The 26795-nt window shown below is 74.7% G+C and carries 27 protein-coding genes, 1 pseudogene and 1 riboswitch; of the genes and pseudogenes, 14 read left to right on the top strand and 14 right to left on the bottom strand.

The window, feature by feature from the left end:
• Positions 1-11 precede the first annotated feature (11 nt).
• The gene (locus tag AC6JBM_RS02260; protein ID WP_497981938.1) at positions 12-968 is read left to right on the top strand and encodes a TolB family protein; all 957 of its coding nucleotides are present in this window, start codon (positions 12-14) and stop codon (positions 966-968) included.
• Here the strand turns inward: AC6JBM_RS02260 and bluB are convergent.
• Positions 969-1590 (bottom strand): annotated as a pseudogene (bluB, locus tag AC6JBM_RS02255) (5,6-dimethylbenzimidazole synthase).
• 36 nt (positions 1591-1626) lie between these two features.
• Positions 1627-1831, bottom strand: a riboswitch (cobalamin riboswitch).
• Between the two features lie 94 nt (positions 1832-1925).
• Between bluB and AC6JBM_RS02250 the strand changes: the two are divergent.
• From AC6JBM_RS02250 to AC6JBM_RS02235, 4 genes are all read left to right on the top strand, one after another.
• Positions 1926-3290, top strand: a complete 1365-nt coding sequence (locus tag AC6JBM_RS02250) for a serine hydrolase domain-containing protein (RefSeq protein WP_497981937.1) — start codon at positions 1926-1928, stop codon at positions 3288-3290.
• On the top strand, positions 3287-4219 hold the full coding sequence (locus tag AC6JBM_RS02245) for a sensor histidine kinase (RefSeq protein ID WP_497981936.1): 933 nt from the start codon (positions 3287-3289) through the stop codon (positions 4217-4219). The genes AC6JBM_RS02250 and AC6JBM_RS02245 overlap by 4 nt, the downstream gene beginning before the upstream one ends.
• On the top strand, positions 4216-4860 hold the full coding sequence (locus tag AC6JBM_RS02240; RefSeq protein WP_497981935.1) for a response regulator: 645 nt from the start codon (positions 4216-4218) through the stop codon (positions 4858-4860). The genes AC6JBM_RS02245 and AC6JBM_RS02240 overlap by 4 nt, the downstream gene beginning before the upstream one ends.
• A 73-nt stretch (positions 4861-4933) precedes the next feature.
• The gene (locus tag AC6JBM_RS02235) at positions 4934-5800 is read left to right on the top strand and encodes an alpha/beta fold hydrolase (RefSeq protein ID WP_497981934.1); all 867 of its coding nucleotides are present in this window, start codon (positions 4934-4936) and stop codon (positions 5798-5800) included.
• A gap of 109 nt (positions 5801-5909) precedes the next feature.
• Here AC6JBM_RS02235 and AC6JBM_RS02230 read toward each other — a convergent pair whose 3' ends face one another.
• The 11 genes from AC6JBM_RS02230 to AC6JBM_RS02180 form a co-directional block, all read right to left on the bottom strand.
• Positions 5910-6428 (bottom strand): TrmH family RNA methyltransferase, encoded by a 519-nt coding sequence (locus AC6JBM_RS02230; RefSeq protein ID WP_497981933.1) that lies wholly within the window; start codon positions 6426-6428, stop codon positions 5910-5912.
• Between the two features lie 200 nt (positions 6429-6628).
• Complete coding sequence (locus tag AC6JBM_RS02225; RefSeq protein ID WP_497981932.1) at positions 6629-7783, bottom strand: CaiB/BaiF CoA transferase family protein; 1155 nt, start codon at positions 7781-7783, stop codon at positions 6629-6631.
• An 11-nt stretch (positions 7784-7794) separates the two neighbouring features.
• Positions 7795-8313, bottom strand: a complete 519-nt coding sequence (locus AC6JBM_RS02220; RefSeq protein ID WP_497981931.1) for a gamma carbonic anhydrase family protein — start codon at positions 8311-8313, stop codon at positions 7795-7797.
• 3 nt (positions 8314-8316) lie between these two features.
• On the bottom strand, positions 8317-9465 hold the full coding sequence (locus AC6JBM_RS02215) for an acyl-CoA dehydrogenase family protein (RefSeq protein WP_497981930.1): 1149 nt from the start codon (positions 9463-9465) through the stop codon (positions 8317-8319).
• Positions 9466-9468: 3 nt separating this feature from the next.
• Positions 9469-10326 carry an ABC transporter permease gene (locus AC6JBM_RS02210; protein WP_497981929.1) on the bottom strand — a complete coding sequence of 286 codons (858 nt, stop codon included), beginning with the start codon at positions 10324-10326 and terminating at the stop codon, positions 9469-9471.
• Positions 10323-11126 (bottom strand): ABC transporter ATP-binding protein, encoded by an 804-nt coding sequence (locus AC6JBM_RS02205; protein WP_497986402.1) that lies wholly within the window; start codon positions 11124-11126, stop codon positions 10323-10325. The genes AC6JBM_RS02210 and AC6JBM_RS02205 overlap by 4 nt, the downstream gene beginning before the upstream one ends.
• A 17-nt stretch (positions 11127-11143) precedes the next feature.
• Positions 11144-12226, bottom strand: coding sequence for an ABC transporter substrate-binding protein (locus AC6JBM_RS02200; protein ID WP_497981928.1), 1083 nt, complete (start codon positions 12224-12226; stop codon positions 11144-11146).
• A 178-nt stretch (positions 12227-12404) separates the two neighbouring features.
• Entirely contained in the window at positions 12405-13412 is a 1008-nt protein-coding gene (locus tag AC6JBM_RS02195) for a LysR family transcriptional regulator (protein ID WP_497981927.1), read from the bottom strand.
• Positions 13413-13559: 147 nt separating this feature from the next.
• On the bottom strand, positions 13560-14207 hold the full coding sequence (locus AC6JBM_RS02190; RefSeq protein ID WP_497981926.1) for a TetR/AcrR family transcriptional regulator: 648 nt from the start codon (positions 14205-14207) through the stop codon (positions 13560-13562).
• A 4-nt stretch (positions 14208-14211) separates the two neighbouring features.
• Positions 14212-14979: an enoyl-CoA hydratase/isomerase family protein gene (locus AC6JBM_RS02185; RefSeq protein ID WP_497981925.1), complete on the bottom strand. Its 768-nt coding sequence runs from the start codon at positions 14977-14979 to the stop codon at positions 14212-14214.
• Positions 14976-16538 (bottom strand): class I adenylate-forming enzyme family protein, encoded by a 1563-nt coding sequence (locus AC6JBM_RS02180; protein ID WP_497981924.1) that lies wholly within the window; start codon positions 16536-16538, stop codon positions 14976-14978. The genes AC6JBM_RS02185 and AC6JBM_RS02180 overlap by 4 nt, the downstream gene beginning before the upstream one ends.
• 172 nt (positions 16539-16710) lie before the next feature.
• Between AC6JBM_RS02180 and AC6JBM_RS02175 the strand changes: the two genes are divergently transcribed.
• Genes AC6JBM_RS02175 through AC6JBM_RS02135 form a run of 9 tightly spaced genes read left to right on the top strand, consistent with a single transcriptional unit; the run spans position 16711 to position 24863 of the window.
• The gene (locus tag AC6JBM_RS02175; protein ID WP_497981923.1) at positions 16711-17484 is read left to right on the top strand and encodes an SDR family NAD(P)-dependent oxidoreductase; all 774 of its coding nucleotides are present in this window, start codon (positions 16711-16713) and stop codon (positions 17482-17484) included.
• Positions 17484-18245, top strand: coding sequence for a crotonase/enoyl-CoA hydratase family protein (locus tag AC6JBM_RS02170; RefSeq protein WP_497981922.1), 762 nt, complete (start codon positions 17484-17486; stop codon positions 18243-18245). Before AC6JBM_RS02175 ends, AC6JBM_RS02170 begins: the two co-directional genes overlap by 1 nt.
• On the top strand, positions 18242-19387 hold the full coding sequence (locus AC6JBM_RS02165) for an acyl-CoA dehydrogenase family protein (RefSeq protein WP_497981921.1): 1146 nt from the start codon (positions 18242-18244) through the stop codon (positions 19385-19387). Before AC6JBM_RS02170 ends, AC6JBM_RS02165 begins: the two co-directional genes overlap by 4 nt.
• Positions 19388-19408: 21 nt before the next feature.
• Positions 19409-20794 (top strand): 4-hydroxyphenylacetate 3-hydroxylase N-terminal domain-containing protein, encoded by a 1386-nt coding sequence (locus tag AC6JBM_RS02160; protein WP_497981920.1) that lies wholly within the window; start codon positions 19409-19411, stop codon positions 20792-20794.
• Positions 20791-21783 (top strand): acyl-CoA dehydrogenase family protein, encoded by a 993-nt coding sequence (locus AC6JBM_RS02155; protein WP_497981919.1) that lies wholly within the window; start codon positions 20791-20793, stop codon positions 21781-21783. Before AC6JBM_RS02160 ends, AC6JBM_RS02155 begins: the two co-directional genes overlap by 4 nt.
• A gap of 2 nt (positions 21784-21785) precedes the next feature.
• Positions 21786-23192 (top strand): acyclic terpene utilization AtuA family protein, encoded by a 1407-nt coding sequence (locus AC6JBM_RS02150; protein ID WP_497981918.1) that lies wholly within the window; start codon positions 21786-21788, stop codon positions 23190-23192.
• Positions 23189-23500: a DUF4387 family protein gene (locus tag AC6JBM_RS02145; RefSeq protein ID WP_497981917.1), complete on the top strand. Its 312-nt coding sequence runs from the start codon at positions 23189-23191 to the stop codon at positions 23498-23500. Before AC6JBM_RS02150 ends, AC6JBM_RS02145 begins: the two co-directional genes overlap by 4 nt.
• Positions 23497-24474 (top strand): CaiB/BaiF CoA transferase family protein, encoded by a 978-nt coding sequence (locus AC6JBM_RS02140; protein ID WP_497981916.1) that lies wholly within the window; start codon positions 23497-23499, stop codon positions 24472-24474. The genes AC6JBM_RS02145 and AC6JBM_RS02140 overlap by 4 nt, the downstream gene beginning before the upstream one ends.
• Positions 24471-24863, top strand: a complete 393-nt coding sequence (locus AC6JBM_RS02135; RefSeq protein WP_497981915.1) for a nuclear transport factor 2 family protein — start codon at positions 24471-24473, stop codon at positions 24861-24863. Before AC6JBM_RS02140 ends, AC6JBM_RS02135 begins: the two co-directional genes overlap by 4 nt.
• Here the strand turns inward: AC6JBM_RS02135 and AC6JBM_RS02130 are convergent.
• Both AC6JBM_RS02130 and AC6JBM_RS02125 read right to left on the bottom strand, forming a co-directional pair.
• Complete coding sequence (locus AC6JBM_RS02130; protein WP_497981914.1) at positions 24843-25610, bottom strand: SDR family NAD(P)-dependent oxidoreductase; 768 nt, start codon at positions 25608-25610, stop codon at positions 24843-24845. The two genes, AC6JBM_RS02135 and AC6JBM_RS02130, sit on opposite strands and share 21 nt — an antisense overlap.
• On the bottom strand, positions 25607-26749 hold the full coding sequence (locus AC6JBM_RS02125) for a thiolase family protein (RefSeq protein ID WP_497981913.1): 1143 nt from the start codon (positions 26747-26749) through the stop codon (positions 25607-25609). The genes AC6JBM_RS02130 and AC6JBM_RS02125 overlap by 4 nt, the downstream gene beginning before the upstream one ends.
• Positions 26750-26795: the final 46 nt, after the last annotated feature.

The following is a 26795-nucleotide window of genomic DNA, read 5'->3' as shown; positions in this document are numbered from 1 at the left end:
GCGTGCCGCCCATGCAGCGACCCCTGACGATGCGTCCGGCCGTGAGCCTGGCCGCGTGCCTGGGTGTGGCCGCCGTCCTCGGGACGGTCCCGGCCACCCCCGCCGCCGCGGCGTTCCCGGGCGCCAACGGCCGCCTCGCCTTCGAGCGCTTCGACGCCGCCGGCACCGCGCTCGGCGACATCTACACGATCACCGCGTCCGGCAAGGGCGAGACCGACCTCACCGGCACGCCGGCGATCGAGGACCGCGACCCCGCCTGGTCCGCCGACGGCACGCGGCTCGCGTTGCGCCGCTACGGGGCCGGCCCCGACCAGCTGTGGGTGATGAACGCCGACGGCACCGGCCTGACCGTCGTGCCCGGCAGCGGCACCGCGTCCGCCCCGGCCTGGTCCCCCGGCGGCGGCAAGCTCGTCTACGAGTGCTGGTCGGGCGGCCAGACCGACATCTGCTCGATCGCCCCCGACGGCACCGGCCTCACCCAGCTGACCAGCACCGCCGGCGTCGACGAGCACACCCCGGTGTGGTCGCCGAACGGGCTGAAGATCGCCTTCGTCCGCGACAGCGCCGCGGGCGGCAGCAACCTGCTGACGCTCGCCGTCAAGACGCTGGCCACGACGGCGGTCACCGCGGCGGTGGCCGGGACCTACGACTCCCGCCCCGACTGGTCCCCCGACGGCACCCAGCTCGCGTTCGGCCGGTTCGTCGCCGGCAGCGGCTACGGCACCGGGATCTACCGGGTCCCGGGCGCGGGTGGCCGGGCGACGCTGGTGACCCGGCCCCTGGCGGGCAGCGACTCGCACCACACGATGCCGGCCTGGTCCCCCGACGGCACGCGGATCGCCTACTGCGACCTGGACGACAACGAGGCCTGGGGGCACATCTTCACGATCAACCCCGACGGCACCGGCAACACCCAGGTCACCTTCGGCCCGGGGACCGACGAGGCCCCCGACTGGCGCGCCGGCTGATCACCAGCGGTCCTCGTGGCGGACCTGGTGCAGCGGGGAGCGGCGGCGCCACCCGTGCCGCTCCAGGTCCGGCACCTCCATCAGCCGGCTCACCGGCCCGAGGCACAGCCACGCCACGGGCCGCACGCCGGGCGGGATGCCGAGCAGGCCGCGCAGGAAGTCCTCCCGGTAGAACGACACCCAGCCGACGCCGAGGTCCTCGGCCGTGGCCGCGAGCCACAGGTTCTGGATGGCGAGGCACACCGAGTAGAGGCCGGCGTCGGCGATCGCGTGGCGGCCCAGCACCGCGGGGCCGCCGCGCTCGGCGTCGTACGTGACCACGACCGACAGCGTCGACTCCAGTACCCCGTCGATCTTGATGCGGGCGAAGCGGGCGGCCGTCTCGGCGTCGAGGGTCGCGGCGAACACCCCGCGCTCGTGGGACACGTGCGCGTGGAAGGCCTCGCGCAGGGCCCGGTCGCGCACGACGACGAAGTCCCACGGCTGGGACAGCCCGACGCTGGGGGGCGGCGTGCGCGGCGCCGAGGATCCGGTCGAGCGTGGCGTCGGGCACCGGCGCGCCCGTGAACTCGCCGCGCACGTCGCGGCGGCGGTTGATGATGTCGTACAGCTCGTGCGTCATGACAGGCTCCCGCTGCGCTCACGCCCCGGGCGGGCCGGGGCCGTCAGTCGCGAGGCCGGTCTTCGGACTCCCGGATCGTCGCCTCACCGCCCGCCTTCCCAGCCCGTGCGGGCCAGTGGCTACGCGTGCGCGTGTGGGCGGCGGCTCCCCGGTCACCGCGGCGGGCCCGTGCCGGATTCGCACCGGCTTCCCAGATTCTCCCCGCCGTCGCCGGCGGGGCACCTCGCTTCAGTACTTGCCGCCGCGAAGGGTATCGCACCCCCGACTTTCGTCAGGGGCGGCCGCGGCGGTTCGGCAGATCCGCCCGGGCGCGCCGCTGCCTAGCGTCGGGTGGCATGAACCGCAGACTGCTCGCCCTCGCGGCCGCCGCCGTCGTCCTGTGGCCCGCCGCACCGGCCCAGGCCGCGCCGGCCGCGACCCCCATCGACACCTACCTGCGCCAGGCCCTCGACGGGACCGGGCTGCCCGGGCTCTCCGCCGTCGTGACGCACGGGGACGAGGTCGTGCACGCGGCCGGCTACGGCCACGACTCGACGGGGGCGCCGGTCACCGCGCGCACGCCGATGCGGGTCGCCTCGGTGAGCAAGTCGTTCACGGCGACGGCGGTCATGACGCTCGTGGACGCCGGGAAGATCGCGCTGGACGAGCCCGTCGCGGACCAGCTCCCCGAGTTCCGGATGGCCGACCCGCGCGCGGCCCGCGTCACGGTGCGCCAGCTGCTCGACCAGACCTCCGGCCTCGCCGACGGCGGCATCGACATCCCCGCGGCCGAGTCCACCGCCAGCCCGGCCGCGTACGTGGCGGCGCTGCGGAGCGGGCACCTCGCCGCCGAGCCCGGCACCGCGTGGGCCTACTGCAACGCCAACTACGAGATCGCGGCCCGGCTCGTGGAGGTCGCCGGGGGTGTGGGCTTCGGGCAGTACGTCCGGATGCACGTCTTCGAACCGCTCGGGATGACCGGCAGCTCCGTCGGGGGCGCGGCGGCGGACGGCCACATCTCGCTCTTCGGCGCCTGGGTCGCGCGGCCGGAGCTGCGCGCGTTCGGGGCGCGCGGCGGCGCGGGCGGGGTCGTCACCGACGCCGAGGACCTGGGCCGGTGGCTCATCGCCCAGACCGGCCACGGCCCGCAGGTCGTCCGGCCGGAGAGCCTCGCGGCCATGCACGCGCCGTCGAAGGTGCGCGACTACGCGATGGGCTGGGGCCCGTCCGACGTGGACGGCCGCGAGCTGCTCGTGCACTCGGGGAACCTGTTCACCTACACGGCCGTCGAGGCGATCGATCCCGCCACCGGCTACGGGTACGCGGTGATGACGAACAGCGCGGGCCTCTACGACGACACGTACGAGGTGCTGCGCGGCCTGGTCGCCGTGACCCACGGCGCCGAGCCGCCGGCGGCGGGCGGGCAGCGGCAGCTGATCGAGCTCGTGCTGGGCCTGGTCGCGCTGGCCTCGGCGGGCCTGGCCGTGCTGGGCGTGCTGCGCCCCTCCCGCCGCTGGTGGCGCCTGATCCCGCCGGTGCTCCCGACCGTGATTTTTCTGTCGTACCCGCAGTGGGTCTCGATCCTCATGAACGGCCGGACGGTCACGTGGGCGCAGATGACGTACTTCGCCGCCCCACTGACCGTCACCCTCGCCGTCGCGGCGGTGTCCGGCCTTGTCGTCACGGCGGCCCGCCTGCGCTCGATAGCCTCGGCCAGGTGAGCAAGTATCTCGTGTTCGCGGCGATCGCCGGCGCCTGCGTCGCCAGCGGCCTCTACCTCGACCACGTCCCGGCCTGGCGCCAGCTGCTCTTCCCGGTGCTGAGCGCCGCCGCCTACCTGCACGGGCGGCACCTGCCGGCGCGGCACGACTGGGTGGTGCCCGCGCTCGCCGCGCTGCCCGGCGTCGTCCTGCTGGTGCCGGAGCCGGCCCGCGGCGCCGGTGCGCTCATGTGCCTGGCCCTGTTCGTGGTGCTGCCCTGGCTCGCCGGTCGCTTCCGCCGCCAGCAGGCCGACCTGGTGGTGGCCGGCCGCGAGCGGATCGCGCAGCTGGAGCTGATCGCGCTGCGGGAACGCGCGCGCATCGCGGCGGACATGCACGACTCGCTCGGGCACGAGCTGGCGCTGATCGCCCTGCGGGCCGGCGCACTCGAGCTGGCCCCGGACCTGTCCCCGCCGCACCGGGAGGCGGCGGCGGCCCTGCGCGCGTCGGCCGTGACCGCCACGGACCGCCTGCGCGAGACGATCGGCATCCTGCGCGAGTCGGCCCCGGCCGACCCCGCCGACGAGCGCGTCGAGGCGCTTGTGCAGCGGGCACGCGAGGCCGGGATGGCCATCACCCTGCGCGTCGGCGAGGGGCCGCGGCCGCCGGCGGTCGAGCGGGCCGTCCACCGGGTCGTGCAGGAGGCGCTCACCAACGCGGCCCGCCACGCGCCCGGATCCGCGGTGGCGGTGGGCATCGAGCACGACGCAGGTGAGATCGTCGTCGTCGTGCGCAACGAGCTGGGGGATGCTGCGGCCGTACCGTCGAGGGACGGCAGCGGCCTGTCCGGCCTGCGCGAACGCATGCGCCTGCTCGGCGGCTCCCTGCAGGCCGGCCCGGGCGAGGGCGGGTTCACGGTCACGGCCCGGATCCCGGTGACCCGACCGTGATCCGGGTCGTGCTCGCCGACGACGAGGCCATGATCCGCGCCGGGATTCGGGCGATCCTCGCCACCGACCCGGACATCGAGGTCGTCGCCGAGGCCGCCGACGGCCGCGAGGCGGTCGAGCTCGTGCGCGCCCACCGCCCGGACCTGGCGCTGCTCGACATCCGGATGCCGCGCCTCGACGGCCTGTCGGCCGCGGCCGAGCTGCGGGCCGCCGCGCCGGACGTCGCCGTGGTGCTGCTGACGACGTTCGACGAGGACGAGTACGTGGCCCGGGCCCTGGCCGAGGGCGCCGCCGGCTTCCTGCTCAAGGCGGCCGACCCGCGCGAGCTGATCCTCGGCGTGCGCGCGGTCGCCGGCGGCGCCGCCTACCTGTCGCCCCGCATCGCCCAGAAGGTCATGACCCGCCTCGGCGGCGACCGCCTCGCCCGCGCGGAGGCCGCCCGGCGGCGCCTGGACCGGCTGACCCCGCGCGAACGCGACGTGCTCGGCGGCGTCGGCCGGGGCCTGTCCAACCAGGAGATCGCCGCCGAGCTGCACCTCTCCGAGGGCACGGTCAAGGCCCACGTGAGCGCGATCCTGCTGCGGCTGGGCCTGAACAACCGCGTCCAGGCCGCCATCCTGGCCTACGAGGCCGGCGGCTGAGCCGGCATCCCGCGTTCGTCCGGTTCGCACCGGACGGGCCACACGGCCGCGGCCGCCGCCATAGGCTCGGGGCATGACGCAGACGACGCACACGCTCGCCCTGCCCGGGGCCGACCTGGTCTACGACGTCACCGGCCCGCTGCCGGCGGCGGACGGCCGGCCCCCGCTGTTCATGATCGGCCAGCCGATGACCGCGGACGGGTTCCGCGCGCTGGCCGCGCACTTCCCGGACCGGACCGTCGTCACCTACGACCCGCGCGGCCTCGGCCGCAGCGTCCGCACCGACGGCGTGGCCACCGACTCGCCGCAGGAGCAGGCCGCCGACCTGCACCGCCTCGCCGAGGCGCTCGGCGCCGGGCCGGTCGACGTCTTCGCCAGCAGCGGCGGGGCGGTGACGGCGCTCGAGTGGGTGGCCACCCACCCCGGCGACATCGCCGTGCTGGTCGCCCACGAGCCGCCGATCAACGCGGTGCTCCCCGACGCGGCGGGCGCGGACCGGGCCCGGGCCCGCTTCAACGCCGCCTACGAGGCCAGCGGCGCCGGCGCGGGCATGGCCGCGTTCATCGCCATGACCTCCTGGAAGGGCGAGTTCACCGAGGACTACTTCGCGCAGCCGGACCCCGACCCGGCGATGTTCGGGATGCCCGCCGAGGACGACGGGCGCCGCGACGACCCGCTGCTGTCGCGGCGCGCGTGGGCGATCACCGACTACCGCCCGGACGCGGCCGCCCTGTCCGCGGCCCCGACGCGGATCGTGGTCGGGGTCGGCGAGGAGTCGGCGGAGACGTACACGGCGCGCACGGCCGAGGGCGTGGCCGCCCTGCTGGGCCGGGAGGTCACGGTGTTCCCGAGCCACCACGGCGGCTTCGTCGGCGGCGATTCCGGCTACGCGGGCAAGCCGGCGGAGTTCGCCGCGAAGCTCCGCGAGGTCCTCGGGTAGCCGGAACCCGCTCCGCGCGCACGTCGCGGAGCCGGCGACGGGTCCGGCGCTGCCGACGGGTCCGGCGCCTGCCGACGGGTCCGGCGGTGCCGACCGGCCCGAGCGGCGGTTACAGCAGGCCGGCGAGCTTGTAGAGCACGAGCGAGCCGGCCACGGCGACGTTCAGGCTCAGGCCCGTGCCGATCATCGGGATCTCGACGGCGCCGTCGAGGAGGTCCAGGGCCTCGGGTGGGATGCCCGTCGACTCGTGGCCGAGGACCATCACGGTGCGCCGGCGCGCGGCGGGCAGGTCGGCCAGGCGCACGGCCTCGTCGGCGAGCTCCACGCCCAGGATCCGCGCGCCCGCCGCGCGCTCCGCGGCCAGCCAGCGCAGCGGGTCGCCGATGCGGTGCACGCAGGCGGGCCGGCGCAGCGTGTTGCCGCGGGCGAGGGCCTCGTCGATCCACGGCAGCCGCGGCACGACGAGGCAGGCCCCGACGGCGTCGCAGGTGCGCAGGAGGGTGCCGAGGTTGACGCCGTGCATCGGCCACAGCGGTGCGGCCAGGAGATGTCCCCAGCAGCGGTGCGAGCGGGAGCGGCGGGCGGAGCGCACCTCGGAGCGGGTGCGGACGCGGATGGCGGTAGCCATGGGAGGACGTGCTTCGCGGCGCACGCGGGCCATCGACGGCGGAAGGGCCGCACCCAGGATAGCGTGCCGGCCGCCTTCACGTCACGGGTACAGCGCCGCGATCGGGGGCAGCCGCCGCCGCGTCACCGGCGCAGCGCCACGGCCGGGTAGCCGCCGCCGCGTCACCGGCGCAGCGCCACGGCCGGGTAGCCGCCGCCGCGTCACCGGTGCAGCGACGCGCGCACCTCCTCGTCGTGCTCGCCCAGGGCCGGGCCGGTCCAGCGGATGCGGCCGGGCGTGGCCGAGAGCCGGGGCGCCACGTTCTGCATCGGGACCGCGCCCAGGTCGGCGTCGGGCACCCGCACGATGCTCTCCCGCGCCGCGAAGTGCGGGTCGGCGAGCATGTCGCGGGCGGTGAAGACGCGGCCGGCCGGCACCGCGTGCTCCTCCAGCCGGGCCAGCACCTCGCCGGCCGGGTACTGCCGCGTCCACCCGGCGATGAGGTCGTCGAGCCCCCGCTGGCGCACCCCGCGGGCGGCGTGGGTGGCGAAGTCCTCCGACGTGGCGAGGTCCGGGCGGCCCATGGCGGCGGCGAGGCGGCGGAACACCGTGTCCTGGTTCGCGGCGACGAGCACGAAGTCGCCGTCGGCGGTCGGGTACACGTTGGACGGCGCGACGCCGGGCAGGACGGCGCCCGAGCGCTCGCGGGTCACCCCGGCGAGGGCGTAGTCGGGGACGAGGGCCTCGGTCATGGCGAGCACCGACTCGTAGATGGACACGTCGACGACCTGGCCGAGGCCGGTGCGCCCGCGGGCGAAGAGGGCGAGGACCGCGCCCCAGGCGGCGTGCATGCCGGCCAGCATGTCGCCGATGGACAGGCCGGTGCGGCTCGGCGGGCGGTCGGGGTCGCCGACGAGATGGCGCAGGCCGCCCATCGCCTCGCCGATGGAGCCGTAGCCGGCCCGGGCCGCGTAGGGGCCGGTCTGGCCGAAGCCGCTGACCCGCACCAGGACGAGCCGCGGGTTCACGGCCGACAGCTCGTCCCAGCCCAGGCCCAGCCGCTCCAGCGTCCCGGGCCGGAAGTTCTCCACGAGGACGTCGGCCTGGGCGATGAGCTCCAGCGCGAACGCCTTGCCCCCGGGGGACTTGAGGTCGGCGGTCACGCTGCGCTTGCCGCGGGCGATGACGCTCCACGACAGCGACTTGCCGTCCTTGCTCAGGCCCCAGTGGCGCATCGGGTCGCCGTCGCGGGGCTGCTCGACCTTGATGACGTCGGCGCCGAAGTCCGCCAGCAGCTGACCGCAGAACGGGCCGGCGATGAGCTGGCCGAGCTCGACGACGCGCACGCCGTCGAGGGCCAGCATCTGCTCCTGCATGGGCGGTCCTCTCAGTCGATCCGGCGCAGTTCGCGGCGGAAGCGGCGGGCGGTCTCGATGTACCGCTCGGCGTTGATCCGCAGGTGCTCGGCGTCGGGCGGGGTGTCGCGGATGCGCACCGGCACGCCGAGGGCCGTGGTGCGGGGCGGGACCGTGAACCGGGGCGGCACGAGCGCGGACGCGCCGACCAGGGCCCCGGCCCCGACGTGCGCGCCCGGCAGCACGACGGCCTGCGAGCCGATCAGCGCGCCGTCCTCGACGACGCAGCCCTCCAGGTGGGCCAGGTGCCCGACGATGCACCGCGCGCCGATGCGGGTGGCGTGGCGGTCGTTGGCGTGCACGACGGATCCGTCCTGGATGTTCGTCCCGGCGCCGACGGTGATCTCGTTACTGTCCCCGCGCAGCACCGCGCCGGGCCAGACGGAGGCGTCGGGGCCGAGCACGACCCGGCCGATGACGATGGCGTCGGGGTGGACGTAGGCGGACGGGTCGATGCTCGGGACGCAGTCCCCGAGGGCGTAGACGGGCACGGCTCACAACTCCAGCGACTTGCTGATGATGGACTTCAGGACCTCGCTGGTACCACCGTAGATGCGGGTGACCCGGGCGTCGGCGTACATGCGGGCGATCGGGTACTCGGTGACGTAGCCGTAGCCGCCGTGCAGCTGCAGGCAGCGGTCGACCACGCGGCCCTGCAGCTCGGTGCAGAACAGCTTGGTCTTGGCCGCGTCCGCCGGGGTGAGCTCGCCGTCGAGGTGCGCCCGCACGGCCGCGTCGAGCAGCGCCTGCCCGGCGGCCAGCTCGGCGGCCATCGCGGCGAGCTCGAACTTGGTGTTCTGGAACTGGGCGAGGGGCCGGCCGAAGACGGTCCGCTCGCGCACGTAGCGGATGGTGTGCTCGTGGGCGCTGACGGCCTGGGCGACCGAGCCGACGGCGATCGCGAGCCGCTCCTGGGCGAGGTTGTGGGTGAGCGCGGCGAAGCCGGAGCCCTCGGCGCCGAGCCGGTTGGCCACCGGCACCCGGACATCGTCGAAGGCCAGCTCGACGGTGTCCTGGGTGGAGAGGCCGATCTTGTGCAGCCGGCGGCCGACGGTGAAGCCGGGCGTGCCCTTCTCGACGACGAGCAGCGTCAGCCCGGCCCGGCGGTCGTCCGGGTCGCGGCCGGTGCGGACCACCACGACCACGAGGTCGGCCAGCTCGCCGCCGGTGATGAAGGTCTTGGCCCCGTTGACGACGTAGTGCTCGCCGTCGCGGACCGCGGTCGTGGCGATGCCGGCCAGGTCCGAGCCGACGCCGGGCTCGCTCATGGCGATCGCGGAGTACAGCTCGCCGGAGGCCAGGCCGGGGAACCAGCGGGCGCGCTGGTCCTCGTCGGCGAAGGCGAGGAAGTAGGGCAGGACGATGTCCAGGTGGGTGCGCAGCCCGCCCAGGGTCACGACGGCCCGGGCGGCCTCCTCCTGGATGACGACGTTGTACCGATAGTCGCCGGCCCCGCCGCCGCCGAAGGACGAGGGCAGGGCGAAGCCCATGATGCCCACGGTGCCGAGGGTGCGGAACAGGTCGCGGGGCACGATCCCCGCCTCCCGCCACCGCTCGTGGTGCGGCACCACCTCCCGCTCGATCACCGTGCGGACCAGCTCCCGGAACTGCTCGTGCTCCGGGGCGAACAACGTGCGGCGCATGGTTCAGACGCTCTCTTCCTGCACCGGGCGCCGGGCCTGGTCGTGGTCCTCCCAGAAGATGACCTTCCGGTTGAGCAGCCCGAGGATCCCGTGCACCGCCAGCCCGATCGTCGCCATGACGATGAGCAGGGCGAACACCCCGTCGACGTGCAGCTGGGCGTTGCGCTGCAGCAGCATGTACCCGAGCCCCTGCGACGAGCTGATGAACTCCCCCGTGATCGCGCCCAGCAGGCTGAACACGGCCGCGACGCGCAGGGCGGCGAAGATGTACGGCAGCGCGACCTTGACCCGCAGCATCCAGAACGTCTGCCACTCGGAGGCCTGCAGCATGCGCATGAGGTCGCGCTGCTCCCGCGTGGAGGACTTGAGCCCGACGATGACGTTGACGAAGACGGGGAAGAACGCGAGCACGGTCGCCAGGGCGGTCTTGGGAGCCATGCCGAAGCCGAACCAGGTGATGAGCATCGGCGCGATGGCGATCTTGGGGAAGTTCTGGAAGGCGATGATGTACGGCGAGAAGCCCTTCTCCAGCACCGGGATCCGCACGAGCACGGCGGCGACGACGATCGCCAGCACCGAGCCGAGCACGAAGCCGATGCCGAACTCGGAGACGGTCACCAGCAGGTTCTGGTAGAGCTCGGCGCTGGTGAGCATGAGCCACAGCTCGTCGAGCACGTCCAGCGGGGCCGGCAGGATCAGCGGCTCGACGCCGAACACCTCCACGGCCACCACCCAGGCGCCGAGCGCGACGATCGCGATGAGCGGGCTGACGACCAGCGTCGGGTGGCGGCGCAGCAGCGACGGGCGCGGACGTTTCGGCGCCTTGTCCACTGTGGTGGGTGCGGGGGCGGTCATGGTCATCCCACGGCTCCTCGTGCGTGCAGGTACTCCCGGATGCGGTGGGTCAGCCGGGCCGCCTCGGGCGACTCCATGACGTCGAACGTGCGCGGCCGCGGCAGGTCCACGGGGATCCGGTCGAGGATCTGCCCGGGGCGGCCGGAGAGCACGACGACGACGTCGCTGAGGAAGACCGCCTCGCTGATCGAGTGGGTCACGAACAGCGTGGTGGCACCGGTCTCGGACCAGATCCGCAGCAGCTCGGCGTTCATGGTCTCGCGGGTGAGGGCGTCCAGGGCGCCGAACGGCTCGTCCATGAGCAGCAGGCTGGGCCGGCTCATGAGCGCGCGCACCAGCGCGGCCCGTTGCTGCATGCCGCCGGAGAGCTCGCGCGGGTACCGATGCTGGAACCCGTCGAGCCCGACGAGCCGCAGCAGGTCCTCGGCCCGCCGCTTCGCCGCGGCCGAGCGGTCGCGGGCGACGTCGGCCGGCAGCATGACGTTGCGCAGGATGGTCAGCCACGGCAGCAGGACGGGCTGCTGGAACACCATGCCGAAGTCGCGCCGGGGCCCGTCGACCGGGGCTCCGGCCACGAGCGTGGTGCCGCCGCTGCTGGTCTCCAGCCCGGCCACGATCCGCAGCAGGGTCGACTTGCCGCAGCCGCTCGGCCCGACCAGCGACACGAACGAGCCCTGCCGGACCTCCAGGTCGATGTCGGTCAGCGCGACCACGTCACCGGCGTGGGTGCGGAAGGTCTTCGACACCCCGCGGACCTCGACGCCGGGCGCCGCGCCGACGGCCGCGCCCGGTCCGCTTGTCTCAATGGTCACGCCGACCTCCATCAGCTGGGCGCCTTCACGGCCCGCACGGCCGTCTTGTCGAACTTGTTGATGTCGGGGATCAGCGAGCCGTCGTAGATCGCGCCGACCTCGACCGGCTTCTTGAGCTGCCCGTTGTCGGTGAGGTACTTGACGATGTACTGCAGCTGGTCCGGCTTGATCGAGCCGTACTCGCCGCCGGCCGCCGCCTTGACGTTCTCCAGGCGGGCCTTGACCTGGGCCAGGCCGGTCGCGACGGCCGCCGCCTCGTCCCCGCTCGGCTTGCTGTCGGGGAACTTCTTGTAGTGCAGCTTGACGGCTTCCTCGGGGTTGGCCTGCATCCACTCGGTCGCCTTGGCCACGCCCCGGGCCCACGCGGTCAGCGCGGCCTTCTTCGAGGACAGGCTCGACTTCGTGGTGGCCGCCACGACGCCGATGACGAGCTTGTCGGCGACGGCGGTGTCGAGCACCTTGAGGTCGGCGCCGGCCTGCCGGTAGGTCACGATCGACGTGTCGGTGTCGGCGACCGCGGCGACCTGGCCGCTCTTGACGGCGTTGGCGGCCTGGGCGCCGGTGCCGATCGCGACGAACTTGAGGCTGTTGGGGTCCACGCCGGCGTCGGCCGCGCCGGCCTTGGTGAAGGTGACCGCGCCGCTGGCCAGGGTCGGCACGCCGATGTTCTTGCCCTTGAGGTCGGCGAGGCTGTTGATCGCGCCGCCGGTGGGGGCCGCGATCGCCACGATGCCGCGCTGGCTCAGCGAGTAGGGGATGACGAACGGCTGGCCCTCGGAGATCGGCGGGATGACCGCCTCGCCGGAGACGACGGCCACGTCGATCTTGTCGCCGACCATCGCCTGCAGGGCCGTGGCGGTGCCCTCGATGCGGGTGATCTCGACCTTGAGGTGGTCCTCGGCCCAGAAGCCGAGCACGTCGGGCAGGGAGGTGTACATCGCGGCGCCCGGCGAGAGCACGGCGCCGGCGAACCCGAGCCGGATCGTCATCTCCCCGCCGGGGCCGGGGTTGGCGGAGCTGTCGTCGTCGCCGCACGCGGCGAGGGGTAACAGCGCCAGCGCGGCCAGTGCCGCGAGCGCCGTGCGCCTTTTCATCGTCGAAACCACCGAATTCCTCCAAGGCCGGAAACAATTCCTGGGAATGCGGGTGCGGACCGCAGGAAATAACGCTCGCAATCATCGTCACGGCCCCGGGCGCCGGTGGTCAACGTTCGATTCGGTCTACCGCATACCGAGTTCCACTGATTCCATAGCGCGGAAGTATCGGTCGCATTCAGGCGGCGGTGGTGCGGCTCGCCGCGGCCGCGCGGGCGTCGCGGATCCGGGCGTCGACCGCGGCCGCGGCGGCGACCAGCCCGAGGCCGCGGTCGCGCCGCTCCTGCAGCGCGGTGACCCAGCGGCGGGCGTCGGCGTGGATGACGTCGATGAGCGCGCAGACCCCGGGCGAGCGGTCCCCCGGGCGGCGCAGCAGCCGCAGCCGGCGCACCTGGGCGGGTGCGATCTCCTGCACGACCGCGCCGCGCGCCTGGGCCTCGATCGCCAGGCGGAGCGTGAGGAACGTCGAGCCGACCCCGGCCAGCACGAGCGGGATGGTGGAGGCGGTGCGCGCGACCTCGACGACGACGGTGGCGCCGGCGCCGCGGGCGGCCATCGCGCGCTCGACGTCGGTCCAGGCCTGGCCGCGCCGGTCGCCGGCGATCATCGGCACCCCGGCGAGCCGCTCGAGGGGCACCGGCCCGACCGAGCGGGGCGTGCCGGGCGGGGAGACGAGCACGACGTGCTGCTCGCTGACGAGCAGCTGCTCGAGCTCGTCGCAGACGATGGAGCCGGCGGTCAGCCCGAGGTCGCAGTCGCCGGAGCGGACGAGCTCGGCCACGCCGTCGTCGCTCTCGCTCTCCTCGACCCGCACGACGGTGTCGGGGTACTTGCGCCGGAAGCAGCCGAGCCAGGGCGCCAGCGGGTCGGCGACGAGCCCGGCCCCGGCCGCGACCGAGACCTGGCCCGAGTGCAGCTCACGCACGCGCAGCACGGCGGCCTGGGCGCGTTCCAGGGAGCGCACGACCTGGCGGGCCGGGGCGACGAGGGCCTGCCCGGCCGGGGAGAGCACCAGGCCGCGGCCGACCCGCAGGAACAGGTCGGTGCGCAGCTGCCGCTCGAGGCTGCGGATCGCCTGGGACAGCGAGGGCTGCGACAGGTGCAGGGCCCGGGCCGCGCGGGTGACGCCGCCGTGGTCGTGGACGGCCAGGAAGTACTCGAGCTGACGGACCTCGATGCTGCTCATCCCGCACCTCACGCATCATCGCCGGGTGTTGATGCGGGCGAGTGTTCCAGAATCGAGTCTGGTTTTCAACGGTTGTGTTACGGCGAGGTTTCGCAGCTCAGACGCAGTGACGGCGATCGAGATTACGGAGAGCCAGAACCGGTTCTGCTACGCGACCGGGGGCGCGGGCAGGTCCAGCAGGCGGCAGGCGAGGGCGATCTCGAAGCGGGCCTCGTCGGCCGAGAGCAGCCCGGCGAGCCAGTTGCGGGTGGCCGAGCCGAAGCACCCGGCGACCACCCGCAGGACCATCCAGGCCTCGTAGCCGGGGGCACCGTCGTGGCCGTGGGCGATCACGGAGAGCAGCCGCAGGTGCATCCGCTGGACCTCGTCGTGGGTCTCGCGGTAGTCCGGGTTGGTGCCGACCAGGACCCGGGCCAGGGCCGCGGTGACGTGCGGCCGGCGCTGCTGGGCGGCGAACTCGCGCAGCAGGTAGGCGCCGACCCGCTCGCCGGGGGTCGAGCCCGTGAGGTCGACGTCGCCCTGCTGGACCCGGGTGAGGGCCCGCTCGAAGCGCGCCCGGGCCATGGCCAGCAGGAGGTGGTCCTTGGACGGGAAGTACCGGTAGACGGTCGCGAGCGAGACCCGGGCCTCCTCGGCGACCCGCTTCATCTGCAGCTCGTCCTCCCCGCCCGAGGCCAGCAGCGCCGAGGCGGTCGCGAGCACGCGGTCGCGCCGGTCGTGCTGGGCGGGGGTGCGCGGCTGTGCCGGAGCCGCGACCGCGCGCACCGCGGGAGCCTTCACGTTCACATCGAACATGGTGTCATCTGCCCTCGAATCGGGCGGGCCGCCGTTCGGTGAAGGCCGCGATACCCTCCTGCGCGTCGGCGGAGAGCCGGTTGATCGACTGGGCCATCGTCTCGGCGGCCAGGGACTCCTCGACGCCGCGGGCGTACGAGTCCCGCAGCAACTGCTTCGTGAGGCGCATCGCGATCGGCGGTCCCGCCGCGAGGCGCTCGGCCAGCGCCGCGACCCGTCCGGGCAGCGCGTCCGGCTCGGCGATCTCCTCCAGCAGCCCCAGCTCGCCGGCCCGGGCGGCGTCGAAGATCTCCGGCAGCAGGCACAGCCGGGTGGCCAGCCGCGGCCCGACCAGCCGGGGCAGCAGCCACGACGTGGCGAAGTCCGGCGACAGCCCGCGGGCCACGAACATCGTGCCGAACCGGGCCCGGGTGCTGGCCAGCACGAAGTCGCAGGCCAGGGCCAGCCCGAAGCCGGCCCCGGCGGCGAGCCCGTCGACCTGGGCGATCGTCGGCTGGGGCAGGGAGACGAGGGCCTGGCTCGTGCGGGCGACTGCCTGGAGCTGGGCGTGCGGGTGCGGGGCCCGGTCGCCGCCCTCGAGGTCGCCGCCGCTGCAGAACGCGCCCGCGGTCCCGGTCACCACGACGACCCGGGCGTCCGAGGTGGCCGCGGCACCGAAGGCCGCGCCGAGCTCGTCCCAGGCCGCGTAGGTCATCGCGTTGCGGCGGGCCGGCCGGTCGATGGTCACGGTGAGCACGGGCCCGTCGCGCTCCACCCGCACCGCGCTCGTCATGCCGTCACCGACAGGGTCGCGGCGAGCGCGGCGCGCAGGGTCTTGCCGGCGGCGTTCTTGGGCAGCTCGCCGACGACCACGACCCGGGCCGGCGTCTTGAACCCGGCCAGCCGCGACCGGCAGAACGCGCGCAGCCCGCCGGGGTCGGGGGCCGCCCCCGGCGCGGCGACGACGGCCGCCACGACGATCTGGCCCCACCGCTCGTCGGGCAGCCCGACCACCGCGGCCTCGGCGACGTCGGCGTGCTCGACCAGCACGTGCTCGATCTCGGCGGGGAAGATGTTCTCGCCGCCGCGCACGATCATGTCGTCCTTGCGCCCGGCCAGGTACAGGTAGCCCTCCGCGTCCCGCCAGGCCATGTCCCCGCTACGGATCCAGCCGTCGACGACCTTGGTCACGGTGAGGTCGGGGCGGCCGACGTACCCGCTCATGACCGTGTCGCTGCGCGTGTGGATCTCACCGACCCGGCCGACCCCGACCTCGGCCCCGTCCGCGTCACACAGCCGCAGGTCGACGCCGAACATGGGCCGCCCGATCGAGCCGAGCAGATGCGGGCGGCCCGCGAACGCGGCCCGGTGGTCGGCCGGGCGCAGGATGGTCTGGCCGCCGCCCTCGGTCCCGGCGCCGAAGGTGTTGAACAGGTCGCAGCCGAACGTCTCGTGCAGGCGGCGCACCAGGTCCGGCGGCATCGCGGAGCCGCCGTAGGCGATGCTGCGCAGCTGCGGCACGGGCCCCGCCCCGGGGTGGTCCAGCAGCGCGACGACCATGCTCGGCACCAGCAGGCAGCGCGTCACGGTGCCCTCGCGCAGGCAGCCCAGCACGGCCGCGGCGTCGAACTGCGGCAGCAGCATGAGGGCGGCGCCGCGGGAGATCGCGTAGTACAGCCACCCCATCCCGGCCACGTGGAACAGCGGGGTGCCGGCGTAGAGGCACTCGCCCGGCTGGAAGCCCTGCTCCAGCACCCCCTTGGAGGTGTTGGCCTTGACCATCCGCTGGGTCTGCGCGACCACGCGCGGGGTGCCGGTGGTGCCGCTGGTGAGCATCCACAGCAGCACGTCGTCGTCCGCGGTCGCGGCCGGGAGGGTGTCCGGCCCGTCCGGCGCGTGCCCGGCGGCGAACTGCTCGATCGAGGCGATGCCGGGCAGCGGCCGGTCGAGGGTCAGCACCAGCCGCAGGCCGGGCGCGGCGGCACGCAGCTCGTCGAGCAGGTGGGCGTACCGCGCCTCGATGACCAGCACCGCGGGCTCGGCGACCGCCGTGAGCCCGGCCAGCTCGGCCCCGGCCAGCCGGAAGTTCAGCGGCACCCCGATCGTGCCCAGCTTGAGCGAGGCGAAGAGGGTCACCGCGTAGCCGACCCCGTCGGTGCCCAGCACCGCGACGCGCTCGCCCCGGGCGACCCCCGCCGCGGCCAGCGCGGCCGCCAGCCGGGACGCCCGCGACTCCAGCCCGGCGTAGGTCAGCGCCACCCCGCCGGGCGTGCGCAGCGCCGGCGCGTCCGGGTGGGCGTGCGCGCCGATGGTGGGCCAGTCGCCGGGCCCGACCGAGGACAACGATCTCACGGACGCCTCCAAGACATTCAATTGCCGAAACCGACGTTAGCCCCCGGAATGGGCGTGTCAAGAAAGGAGCGATAGGCGTCCCCTATCAGTTCCGCGGGCACCCGTATTGGACATGGCCGGGGTTTACGGCAATGGTCGGGGAGTCGATTGATTGGCGGCAGGAGAAGCGAACGTGAATCTGGACAACGCCACCGTCGTGGTGACCGGCGGGGCCTCCGGTCTCGGCCTGGCCACCGCGCGCCGGCTCGTCGCCGGGGGCGCGACCGTGGTGCTGGTCGACCTCCCCACCGCGACGGAGACCGGCACCGCCGAGGCGAAGGCGCTCGGCCCGGCCGCGACGTTCGTCGCCGCGGACATCACCTCGGCCGAGGAGATGTCGGCGGCCGTGGACGTGGCCCGCTCGCGCGGAGCCGTGCGGGGGCTGGTGCACTGCGCCGGCCGCGGCAGCGACCGCCTGCGCATCCTGGACAAGCAGGGCGTCCCCGCGCCGATCGAGGGCTTCGCCGAGGTGGTGCGGGTCAACCTCGTCGGCACCTACAACGTGCTGCGCCTGGTCGCGGCCGCGATCGCCGAGGCCGAGCCGGTCGACGGCGAGCGCGGCGCGTGCGTGCTCACCGCGTCGGTCGCCGCGTTCGAGGGGCAGATCGGGCAGGCGTCCTACACCGCGGCCAAGGCCGGCGTGCACGGCATCACCATCACCACCGCGCGCGATCTCGCCAGCCGGGGCATCCGGGTCAACACGATCGCCCCGGGGGTGTTCGACACCCCGATGCTCGGGCGGCTGCGCGACGACCTGCGGGCGGGGCTGGCCGCGAGCGTGCCGCACCCGAAGCGGCTGGGGCAGCCGGAGGAGTACGCCGCGCTCGCGGTGCACATGCTGACCAACGGCTACCTCAACGGGGAGACGATCCGGCTCGACGGCGCGATCCGGATGGCGCCGCGCTGATGGGCGACGTCCTCCTCGAGCGGCGGGGGCACGTCGCCGTCATCACGGTGAACCGCCCCCACCGGCGCAACGCGATCAACCGGGCCACGGCCGAGACGATCGCCGAGACGTTCACGGCGCTGGATGCCGATGCGGCCGTACGCGTCGTGGTCCTCACCGGCGCGGGCGGCACGTTCTGCGCCGGCATGGACCTGCGCGACTTCCCGGAGCAGGGCCGCCCGAGCGTGCCCGGCCGCGGCTTCGCCGGGTTCGTGCAGGCCCCGCCGCGCACGCCGGTCGTCGCCGCCGTCGAGGGCTGGGCGCTCGGCGGCGGGTTCGAGATGGTGCTCGCCTGCGATCTCGTGGTGGCCGCCGAGGACGCCCGCTTCGGGCTGCCCGAGGTCACCCGCGGGCTCGCGGCCCGGGGCGGCGGCGCGTTCCGCCTCCCCCGCCGGCTCCCCTACGCCCTGGCCATGGAGCTGGTGCTCACCGGGCAGCCGATCGACGCCGCCCGCGCGGCCGGGCATGGGCTCGTCAACCGGGTCACCCCGTCCGGCGGCGCGCTCGCCGCCGCGGTCGAGCTGGCCCAGGCGGTCGCGGCCAACGCGCCGCTCGCCGTCGCCGCCAGCGTCCAGGTGGTGCGGCGCGGCCCCGACTGGCCCGACGACGAGGGGTTCACGCGCCAGGACGAGTGGTTCGACCCGGTCTTCGCCTCCGCCGACGCGGCCGAGGGCGCCCGCGCCTTCGCCGAGCGCCGCACGCCGGACTGGGCCGGGCGATGACCGCGACCTTCGACGAGCTGGCGGCCCGCATCCACGCGTTCGCCGCGGCCGAGGGGCTGGCCCGCCGCGACCCCGCCGCCCTGGTGGACGAGCCGGGCGGCGGCGACGGCGGGCTCCCGGCGTCGATGGCGTTCCAGCGGCGGCTCTTCGACGCCGGGCTGGCCTGGTTCGACGGGCCGGTCGAGCACGGCGGCCTCGGTCTCGACCCGGACACCGCGAACGCGCTGCGCGACGTGCTCCACGCCTACGCGCTGCCCGACCAGGCGTACTTCACCGTCAGCCGCCGCATCGTCGCCCCCACGATCCTCGCCCACGGCACGCCGGAGCAGCGGGCGCGCTGGGTCCGGGCGCTCTGGCGCGGCGAGAGGCTCGCCTGCCAGCTGTTCTCCGAGCCCGAGGCCGGCTCCGACCTCGCCTCGCTGCGCTGCACCGCGGTGCGCGACGGCGACGAGTGGGTGATCAACGGGCAGAAGGTCTGGTCGTCCTGGGCGCACCTGAGCGACGTCGGCGAGCTGCTGGCCCGCACCGGCCCGCCCGCCGAGCGCCACCGGTCGATCACGGCCTTCCTGGTGGAGATGGACCGGCCCGGCATCACCGTGCGCCCCATCCGCCAGATCAACGGCGAGAGCCACTTCAACGAGGTCTTCTTCGACGACGTGCGCATCCCCGACCGCGACCGCCTCGGCCCGCCCGACGCCGGCTGGGCGGTCGCGATGTCCACGCTGACCAGCGAGCGCACGGCGATGGGCAGCCGGGACAAGACCTACCTCAGCCGGCCGTACCGCCGCCTGCGCGCCCTCGCCGGGACCGCACCGGACCTCGGGGACGCCGAGCGGGAGCTGCTCGCCGAGGCGTGGATCCGCGAGCGGCTCGCCGGCGTGACCGCCGACCGGGTCGCGGCGGGCGCGCTGTCGCCGTCCGTCGGCAAGCTCGCCCTCGTCGACGACCTCGGCTTCTACGGCCGGGCCGCCGCGCGGCTGCTCGGCCCGGACCTCGTCGCCGGCGACGCCCCGGGCGCGACCGCCTGGGCCGGCTTCCTGCTCAGCTCGCCCGCGCAGCGCATCGCCGGCGGCACCGACCAGATCCAGCGGGGCATCGTCGCCGAGCGCGTGCTCGGCCTGCCCCGCGACCGGCGCGACTGATTTCGAAGGGACCGCAGCATCATGATGACCGGGGAGCAGTACCGGCAGAGCCTCCGCGACGGCCGCCGGGTCTACATCGCGGGCCGGCCGATCGAGGACGTCACCGAGGAGCCCCTGCTGCGGCAGAGCATCGCCATGACCGCGGCGAACTACGACGAGTTCCACCGGCCGGGCGAGGACGCGTTCGGCCCCCTGTTCTTCATCCCGCGCAGCGTCGAGGACCTGCGCTACCAGGAGGTCGAGCAGCTCAAGTGGGCCAACCCGACGCGCACGACGTCGGTGAGCCTGCTCATGCTCATGACCGCGGCCAGCCGCATCCGCTCGCAGCTGCCGCAGTACGCCGACCGGGTGATGGCGTACTTCGAGCACGCCAAGCGCGCCGACCTGCGCTGCGTGCAGACGATCACCGACGCCAAGGGCAACCGGGCCCTGTCGCCGATGAAGCAGGACGACCCGGACCTCTACGTCCGGGTGGTCAGCCGCGACTCCGGCGGCGTGGTCATCCGCGGCGCGAAGCTGCACATCACCGGCGCCCCGATCGACCACGACCTCATCGTGATGCCGACCAAGCGGATGAAGCCCGGCGAGGAGGACTGGTCGATCGCGTGCGCGGTCCCGGTCGGCGCGCCCGGCGTGAAGATCATCGCGACGACCTACGCCCCGCGGCCTGACCTGCCCGCCGACTACTTCCCCTACAGCGGCCGGCGCAACATGGCCGAGGGGTTCGTCATCTTCGACGACGTGTACGTGCCCAACGACCGCGTCTTCCTCGACGGCGAGGTCGAGCACTCCGCCACCTTCGCCCACTCCCTGGGCCTGTGGGAGCGCATCGGCAGCGTCGCGCACTACGTCGAGATGGCCGACACGCTCGTCGGGATGGCCCAGCTCGTGGCCGAGGCCAACGGGCTGCAGCGCATCCCGCACATCCGGCAGAAGATCGCCGAGCTGATCAACTACGCGACCATGGTCCGGGCCGGGCTGGAGGCGGCGGTCAACAACGCCCAGTTCACCCCCGAGGGCTGGGCGTCGCCGGACGAGCTCATGACGAACGCGGCCAAGTACTTCGCCGCCGCCAACTACGCCGAGATGGTGCGCAACCTGCACGACATCGCCGGCGGCAGCGTGCTCACCGCCCCGATGCTCGACGACCTGCGCAGCCCGGAGACCGGCGCGTTCGTGGCGAAGTACATGCGCACCATGGAGGGCGTCGGCGCCGAGCACCGGATGCGGCTCTTCCACGGCATCCGCGACTTCACCGCCGACACGTTCGGCGGCTGGCAGAGCGTGACGATCCTGCAGGGCGGCGGCGGCCTGCACGCGCAGCGGCTCATCGTCGAGAAGCACTACGACATGGCCCACGCCAAGGAGCTCGCCCGCCGGATCTGCGGGATCGAGGACCTCTCGTGAGCGAGACGGCGGCGGAGCTCGGCGCGGCGCTGCGGGACTTCCTCGCCGCGCACGCGAAGCCGGTCGAGGCCGAGCCGGTCTGGCCGCGGCTGCGCGACGAGCTGGGCCTGGCCGGGCTGCTCGTCCCCGAGTCGCACGGCGGCCTCGGCCTCGGGGCCGCCGAGCTGGTCGCGGTCGCGGCCGAGCTCGGCCGGGCCGTCGTCGGCGGCCCGTTCGTGCCCGCCGCGGTCGCGGCCGCGACCGCGCTGTCCACGCTGGACCTCCCGCCCGCCACCGCGGCGACGCTGGCCCACCGGCCCTTCGCGGCCACGCGCGTGCGGGCGTCCACGGTGGACAGTGCCGTGACGCTCACCGGCACCGTCGGGCCGATCCTGGCCGCGCCGCCCGGGCCGCTCCTGGTGCCGGCCGACGCCGGCGGCACCCCGGTGCTGTGCCGGGTGGACGCCGGCGCGACGCTCACCGCGCTGCCCTCGCTGGACCTGAGCCGGCCCGGTCACCGGGCCGAGTTCCGCGACACCCCGGCGACCGTGCTCGCCGAGGGCGAGCGGGCCGCCGAGGCCGTCCGCCGGGCCGAGCTCGCGACCTGGCTGGCGCTCGGGGCCGAGTGCGTCGGCGTCGCCGGGCACGCCCTGGAGCTGACGGTCGAGCACGCCAGGACCCGCCACCAGTTCGGCCGCCCCATCGGCACGTTCCAGGCGATGCAGCACAAGCTCGCCGACCTCACGGTGACGCTCGAGGTGGCCCGCTCGGCCGCCGAGTTCGCCGTGCGCCGGGGCGGCGACGCGGCCGGCGCGCACACGCTCGCCGTGAAGGCCGCCGAGGCCGCCGTGACCATCACGACCGAGGCCATCCAGCTGCACGGCGGGATCGGCTTCACCTGGGAGCACCCGGCCCATGTCCTGCTGCGCCGCGCGCACGCCGCCGCGGTGCTCGCCGGGACCCCGGACCAGCACCGCCGTGCGCTGTTCGCCCTGCTCGACGAGGAGTGACCATGCCCAGTTCCAAGGTGCGCTTCATCGCACCCGCCGCCGTCATGGGCGGCGGCTTCTCCACGAAATCGTTCCGCGCCGCGCTGCGGAGCGAGCCCGACTTCATCGCCTGCGACGCCGGCTCCACCGACTGGGGCCCCTACTACCTGGGGGCGGCGAAGTCCTGGGCCGGCTACCGGCAGACCCGCCGCGACCTCGAGCGCATGGTGCTCGGCGCGCTCGACATCGGCGCGCCGCTGCTGATCGGCTCGGCCGGGTTCACCGGCAGCGACGCCGGGCTGGCCTGGTTCCGCGGCATCGTCGAGGACATCCTGGCCGCGGCCGGCCGCACCGCCCGCATCGCGACGATCCGCACCGAGCAGCCGAAGGACTGGGTGCTGGGCAAGGTCCGCAGTGGACAGACGTGGGGCCTCGACGGCCGGCCGGAGCTGACCGAGCAGGACGTCGGGCGCGCGGCCCGGATCGTGGCGATGATGGGCCCCGAGCCCTACGCCGAGGCCCTCGACGCCGGCGCGCAGATCGTGCTCGCCGGCCGCTCGTCGGACGCGGCCATCTACGCCGCGGTACCGCTGATGCGCGGCGTCGCGCCGGGGCCGGCCTGGCACATGGGCAAGACCGTCGAGTGCGGGTACGCCATCGAGGAGCCGATCGGGGCCGGCGAGTGCATCGTCGGCGAGGTCGACGACGAGGGCTTCACCGTGCGCCCGGTCGGCGGCCGCTCCCGCTGCACGGTGCGGTCGGTCGCCGCGCAGATGCTGTACGAGAACGCCACGCCGTACCTGCTGCGCGAGCCGCCGGGCACCCTCGACACCTCAGCCGCGCGCTACATCCAGCTCGACGAGCACTCGGTGCGGGTCGAGGGCGCGACGTTCCGGCCCGAGCCCTACAGCGTGCGCCTGGAGGGCGTGGACCAGCTCGGCTACCGCAGCATGTGCCTCTTCGGCGTCCGGGACCCCGCCGTGGTGCGCAACGTCGCCGAGTACACCTCGGCCATCACCGACCTCGTGCACCGCACCGCGCAGGACCGCTACGGGCTCGACCGCGACGCGTACACCTTCGGCTTCCGCCGCTACGGCTACGACGCCGTGCTCGGTGACGCCGAGCCCAACGCCGCGAACGGGTACGAGGGCTGCTACGAGATCGGGCTCGTCGCCGAGGCCGTCGCGGCCGACCAGGAGCTCGCGCACGAGATCGTCTCCGGCGCCATGCCGTTCTTCATGCACGGCGTGCGCGTGCCCGGCGTCGCCAACTCCGCCAACGGCGCCCTCGCCTACGCCCCCTCGGTCGTGGACGTCGGGCCGGTCTTCACCTGGAGCGTCTGGCACGGCGCGGCGCTCGATCACCCGATGGAACCCTTCACGCTCGAGGTCTCCGACTCGGCCGGCACCCGGGAGATGGTCACGTCATGAGTGACGACATTCGCAGCGACTGCAGCACGTTCCGGACCCGCAACGCGGGCGCCTTCCTGGTCTCGGCCGACATGGTGTTCCGCACCGAGGAGGCGTACCGCTCCTGGCGCGACTCCGGCGCCGTCACGGCCGAGGCGGTCGCCGCCCTGCTGCGCGTGGACCCGGCCACCGTGCAGGTCATCGACTACCCGGCGGCGAACGCCATCAAGGTGACGATGCCGCGCCGGACGGTCGCCGGCGGCCCCGACGACACCGACCTGGACAGCGCGGCCCAGTTCGTGCCGCTGCTGTCGCTGCGCCGCCCGTGAGCCGCGGCCCGCTCGCCGGCGTCCGGGCCGTGCTGCTCGCGGGGGCGGGCCCGTCCCCGTTCGCCGGCATGCTGCTGCGGGATCTGGGTGCCGACGTCGTACGGGTGGACCGCCCGGGCGGCGGCGACGGGGTCTCCGGGCTGCCGGTCCGGCTCGACTCGCGGTACACCGGCATCCGGACGGTCACGGCCGACCTCAAGTCCGCCGAGGGCCTCGCGACGGTCCGCCGGCTCGTCGCGGACGCGGACGTGTTCGTCGACCCCTACCGCCCCGGCGTCGTGGACCGCCTCGGGCTCGGCCCGGCCGCGCTGTGCGCCGAGCACCCGGCGCTCGTCTACGTCCACATGACCGGCTGGGGCCACGACGGCGGCTGGGCGCACCGGGCCGGGCACGACATCAACTACCTCGCCGTCGCCGGGGCGCTGCACCCGACCGGCCCCGCCGACCGCCCGCCCCTGCCGCCGCTCAACCTGCTCGCGGACTTCGGCGGCGGCGGGACGTACCTGGTGATCGGGGTCCTCGCGGCGCTGCTGGAGCGGACCCGCACCGGCCGCGGCGCGGTGCTCGACGTGGCGATGCTCGACGCCGTCGTCTCGCTGACCACGCTGCTGCGCGACATGCGCGCGGCGGGGCTGTGGACGGACGAGCGGGAGTCGAACATCTTCGACGGCGGGGCCCCGTGCTACCGCACCTACCGGACCGCCGACGGCGGCTTCATGGCCGTCGGCGCCCTGGAGCCGGCGTTCTACGCGGCGCTGCTCGCGACCCTCGGCCTCGACCCCGCCGACTGGCCCCAGCACGACCGCGCGCGCTGGCCCGCCCAGCGGGAGGAGCTGGCCCGCATCTTCGCCGCGCGGACCCGCGCCGAGTGGGAGCGGGCGTTCGAGGACGTCGACGCCTGCGTGACCCCGGTGCTGACGCCCGGCGAGGCGCCCGCCCATCCCGCGCTCGCGTCGCGGATGATGGCCTCATGAACCCGCTCGTGCTCGAGGTCGCGGCGCTGCAGGCCGCCTACTGCCGCGGCGTCGACGATCGCGACCCCGGCCTGCTGCGCTCCATCGTCGCCGACGACGTGGAGTTCCTCGGCGCCGACGGGGTGGCGCACACGGGCGCCGAGGCGTTCGTGGCGGTGTTCACCCGCTACTGGGCGGCCAACCCCGGGCCCGTCATGCACTTCGTGTCCAATGTGGAGGTGCTCGGCGACGGCGACCCGTTCCCGGTGCAGGCGCTGTTCCACGCGATGTCGCGGCCCGCGCCGGACCGGATCGTGCAGACCTGGGGCCGCTACCACGACCTGCTGCGGCGGACGCCGGGCGGGCTCGTGTTCGCGGCCAAGCGGCTCTCAGTAGTGCACCGCGGCTGAGGTTCCGCCCGACACGGTCAGCACCTGGCCGGTCAGGCCCGATGCCGAGGCGGACGCCAGGAAGACCACGACCGCGGCGACCTCGGCCGGCTCGACGAAGCGGCGCAGCGACTGGCGCGCGGCGAGCTTGCGCAGGTGCTCGTCCGGGTCGGTGCCGTCCGGCGCGCCGGCCAGGAGCATCGCCCGCACGTCCGGGGTGAGCACGACCCCGGGCTGTACGACGTTCGCGGTGATCCCGTGCGGGCCCAGTTCCCGGGCCATCGAGTGGGTGAGGTGCACGAGGGCGGCGTTGCGCACGCCGGAGCTCACGTTGTGCCGGGCGATCCGGGCCGCCTCCCCGCCGATGTTCACCACGCGGCCGGAGCCGCTCGCGCGCAGGGCGGCGGCCGCGGCGCGCACCACGCGCAGGTATCCGACGACCTTCTCCTCGAAGTCGGCCCGCAGCAGCCCGTCCGTGGTCGTGAACAGCCCGTCGGCGACGCCGCCGGAGACGCGGGCGGCGTTGTTCACCACGACGTCGAGGCCGCCGAGGGCGTCGGCGGCCGCGCGCACGGCGCGCTCGCACGCGTCCGGGTCGGTGACGTCGGCCGCGTGCACCGAGCGCGCGGGCAGGCCCGGCGCGGCGGCGGGGTTGCGGCAGAGCACCGCGCAGTGCGCGCCGGCCGCCGCGGCCGCCTCGACGATCGCCCGCCCGATGCCCCGCGACCCGCCGGTCACCAGGACCCGGCGGCCGTGCAGGTCCGTCATGGGAGCAGCTCGACGATGGTCGCGTTGGCCATGCCGCCGGCCTCGCACATGGACTGCAGGCCGTACCGAATCCGGTTGTCCCGCATGTGGTGCAGCAGCCGGGTCATGAGGATCGCGCCGGACGCGCCGAGCGGGTGCCCGACCGCGATGGCGCCGCCGAGGGGGTTGAGGCGCTCCGGCTTCGCCCCGGTCTCGGCCAGCCAGGCCAGCGGGACGGGCGCGAACGCCTCGTTGATCTCGAACGCGCCGATGTCGTCGATGCCGAGGCCGGCCCGGGCCAGCACCTTGTGCGTGGCCGGCCAGGGCGCGCTGAGCATCACGACGGGGTCGTCGCCGACGACGGTGCCGCTGTGGAAGCGCGCGAGCGGCCGCAGCCCGAGCGCGCGGGCCCGCTCGCTCGTGGTCACGAGCATGGCCGCGGCACCGTCGGAGATCTGCGACGAGTTCCCGGCGTGGATGACCCCGTCCTCGCGGAACGCCGGCTTGAGGTTCGCCAGCGTGTCCACTGTGGACGTGCGCCGGATGCCCTCGTCGGCGCCCAGGGACGGCAGCGCGACGAGCTGGCCCGCGAAGGCGCCGGCGTCGGTGGCCGCGGCCGCGAGGGTGTGCGAGCGGACCGAGAACTCGTCGCAGGCGGTGCGGGACAGGCCGTACCGCTCGGCGAGCATCTCGGCCCCCTCGCCCTGGCTGAACGCCTCGCGCGCGTAGCGGGCCCGGACCTTCGGCCCGTAGGGCATGCCGGTCGCGCGGGCCGAGCCGAGCGGCACCCGCGTCATCATCTCGACCCCGCCCGCGACGACCACGTCGGCCATCCCCGACAGGACGCTCGCGACCGCGAAGTGCAGCGCCTGCTGGCTGGAGCCGCACGCCCGGTCGATCGTCACGCCGGGCACCGCCTCGGGCCACCCGGCCGCGAGGGCCGCCATCCGGCCGACGTTGGTGGACTGGTCGCCGAGCTGGTTGACGCACCCGAACATCACGTCGTCGACGGCGGCCGGCTCGATCCCGGTCCGCGCGACGAGTGCGTCGAGCACCTCGGCGGCCAGGTCCACGGGGTGCCATTCGGCCAGGGCGCCGTTGCGCTTGCCGATCGGGGTACGCACGGCGTCGACGATCACCGCATCACGCGAGGACTCCATGGTCCCATCCCACCGGGCCGCCGCCGCGCGCACAAAGACGAACCGC

Source organism: Dactylosporangium thailandense, assembly GCF_059739745.1.
This window is presented reverse-complemented; position numbering and strand designations above follow the sequence as displayed.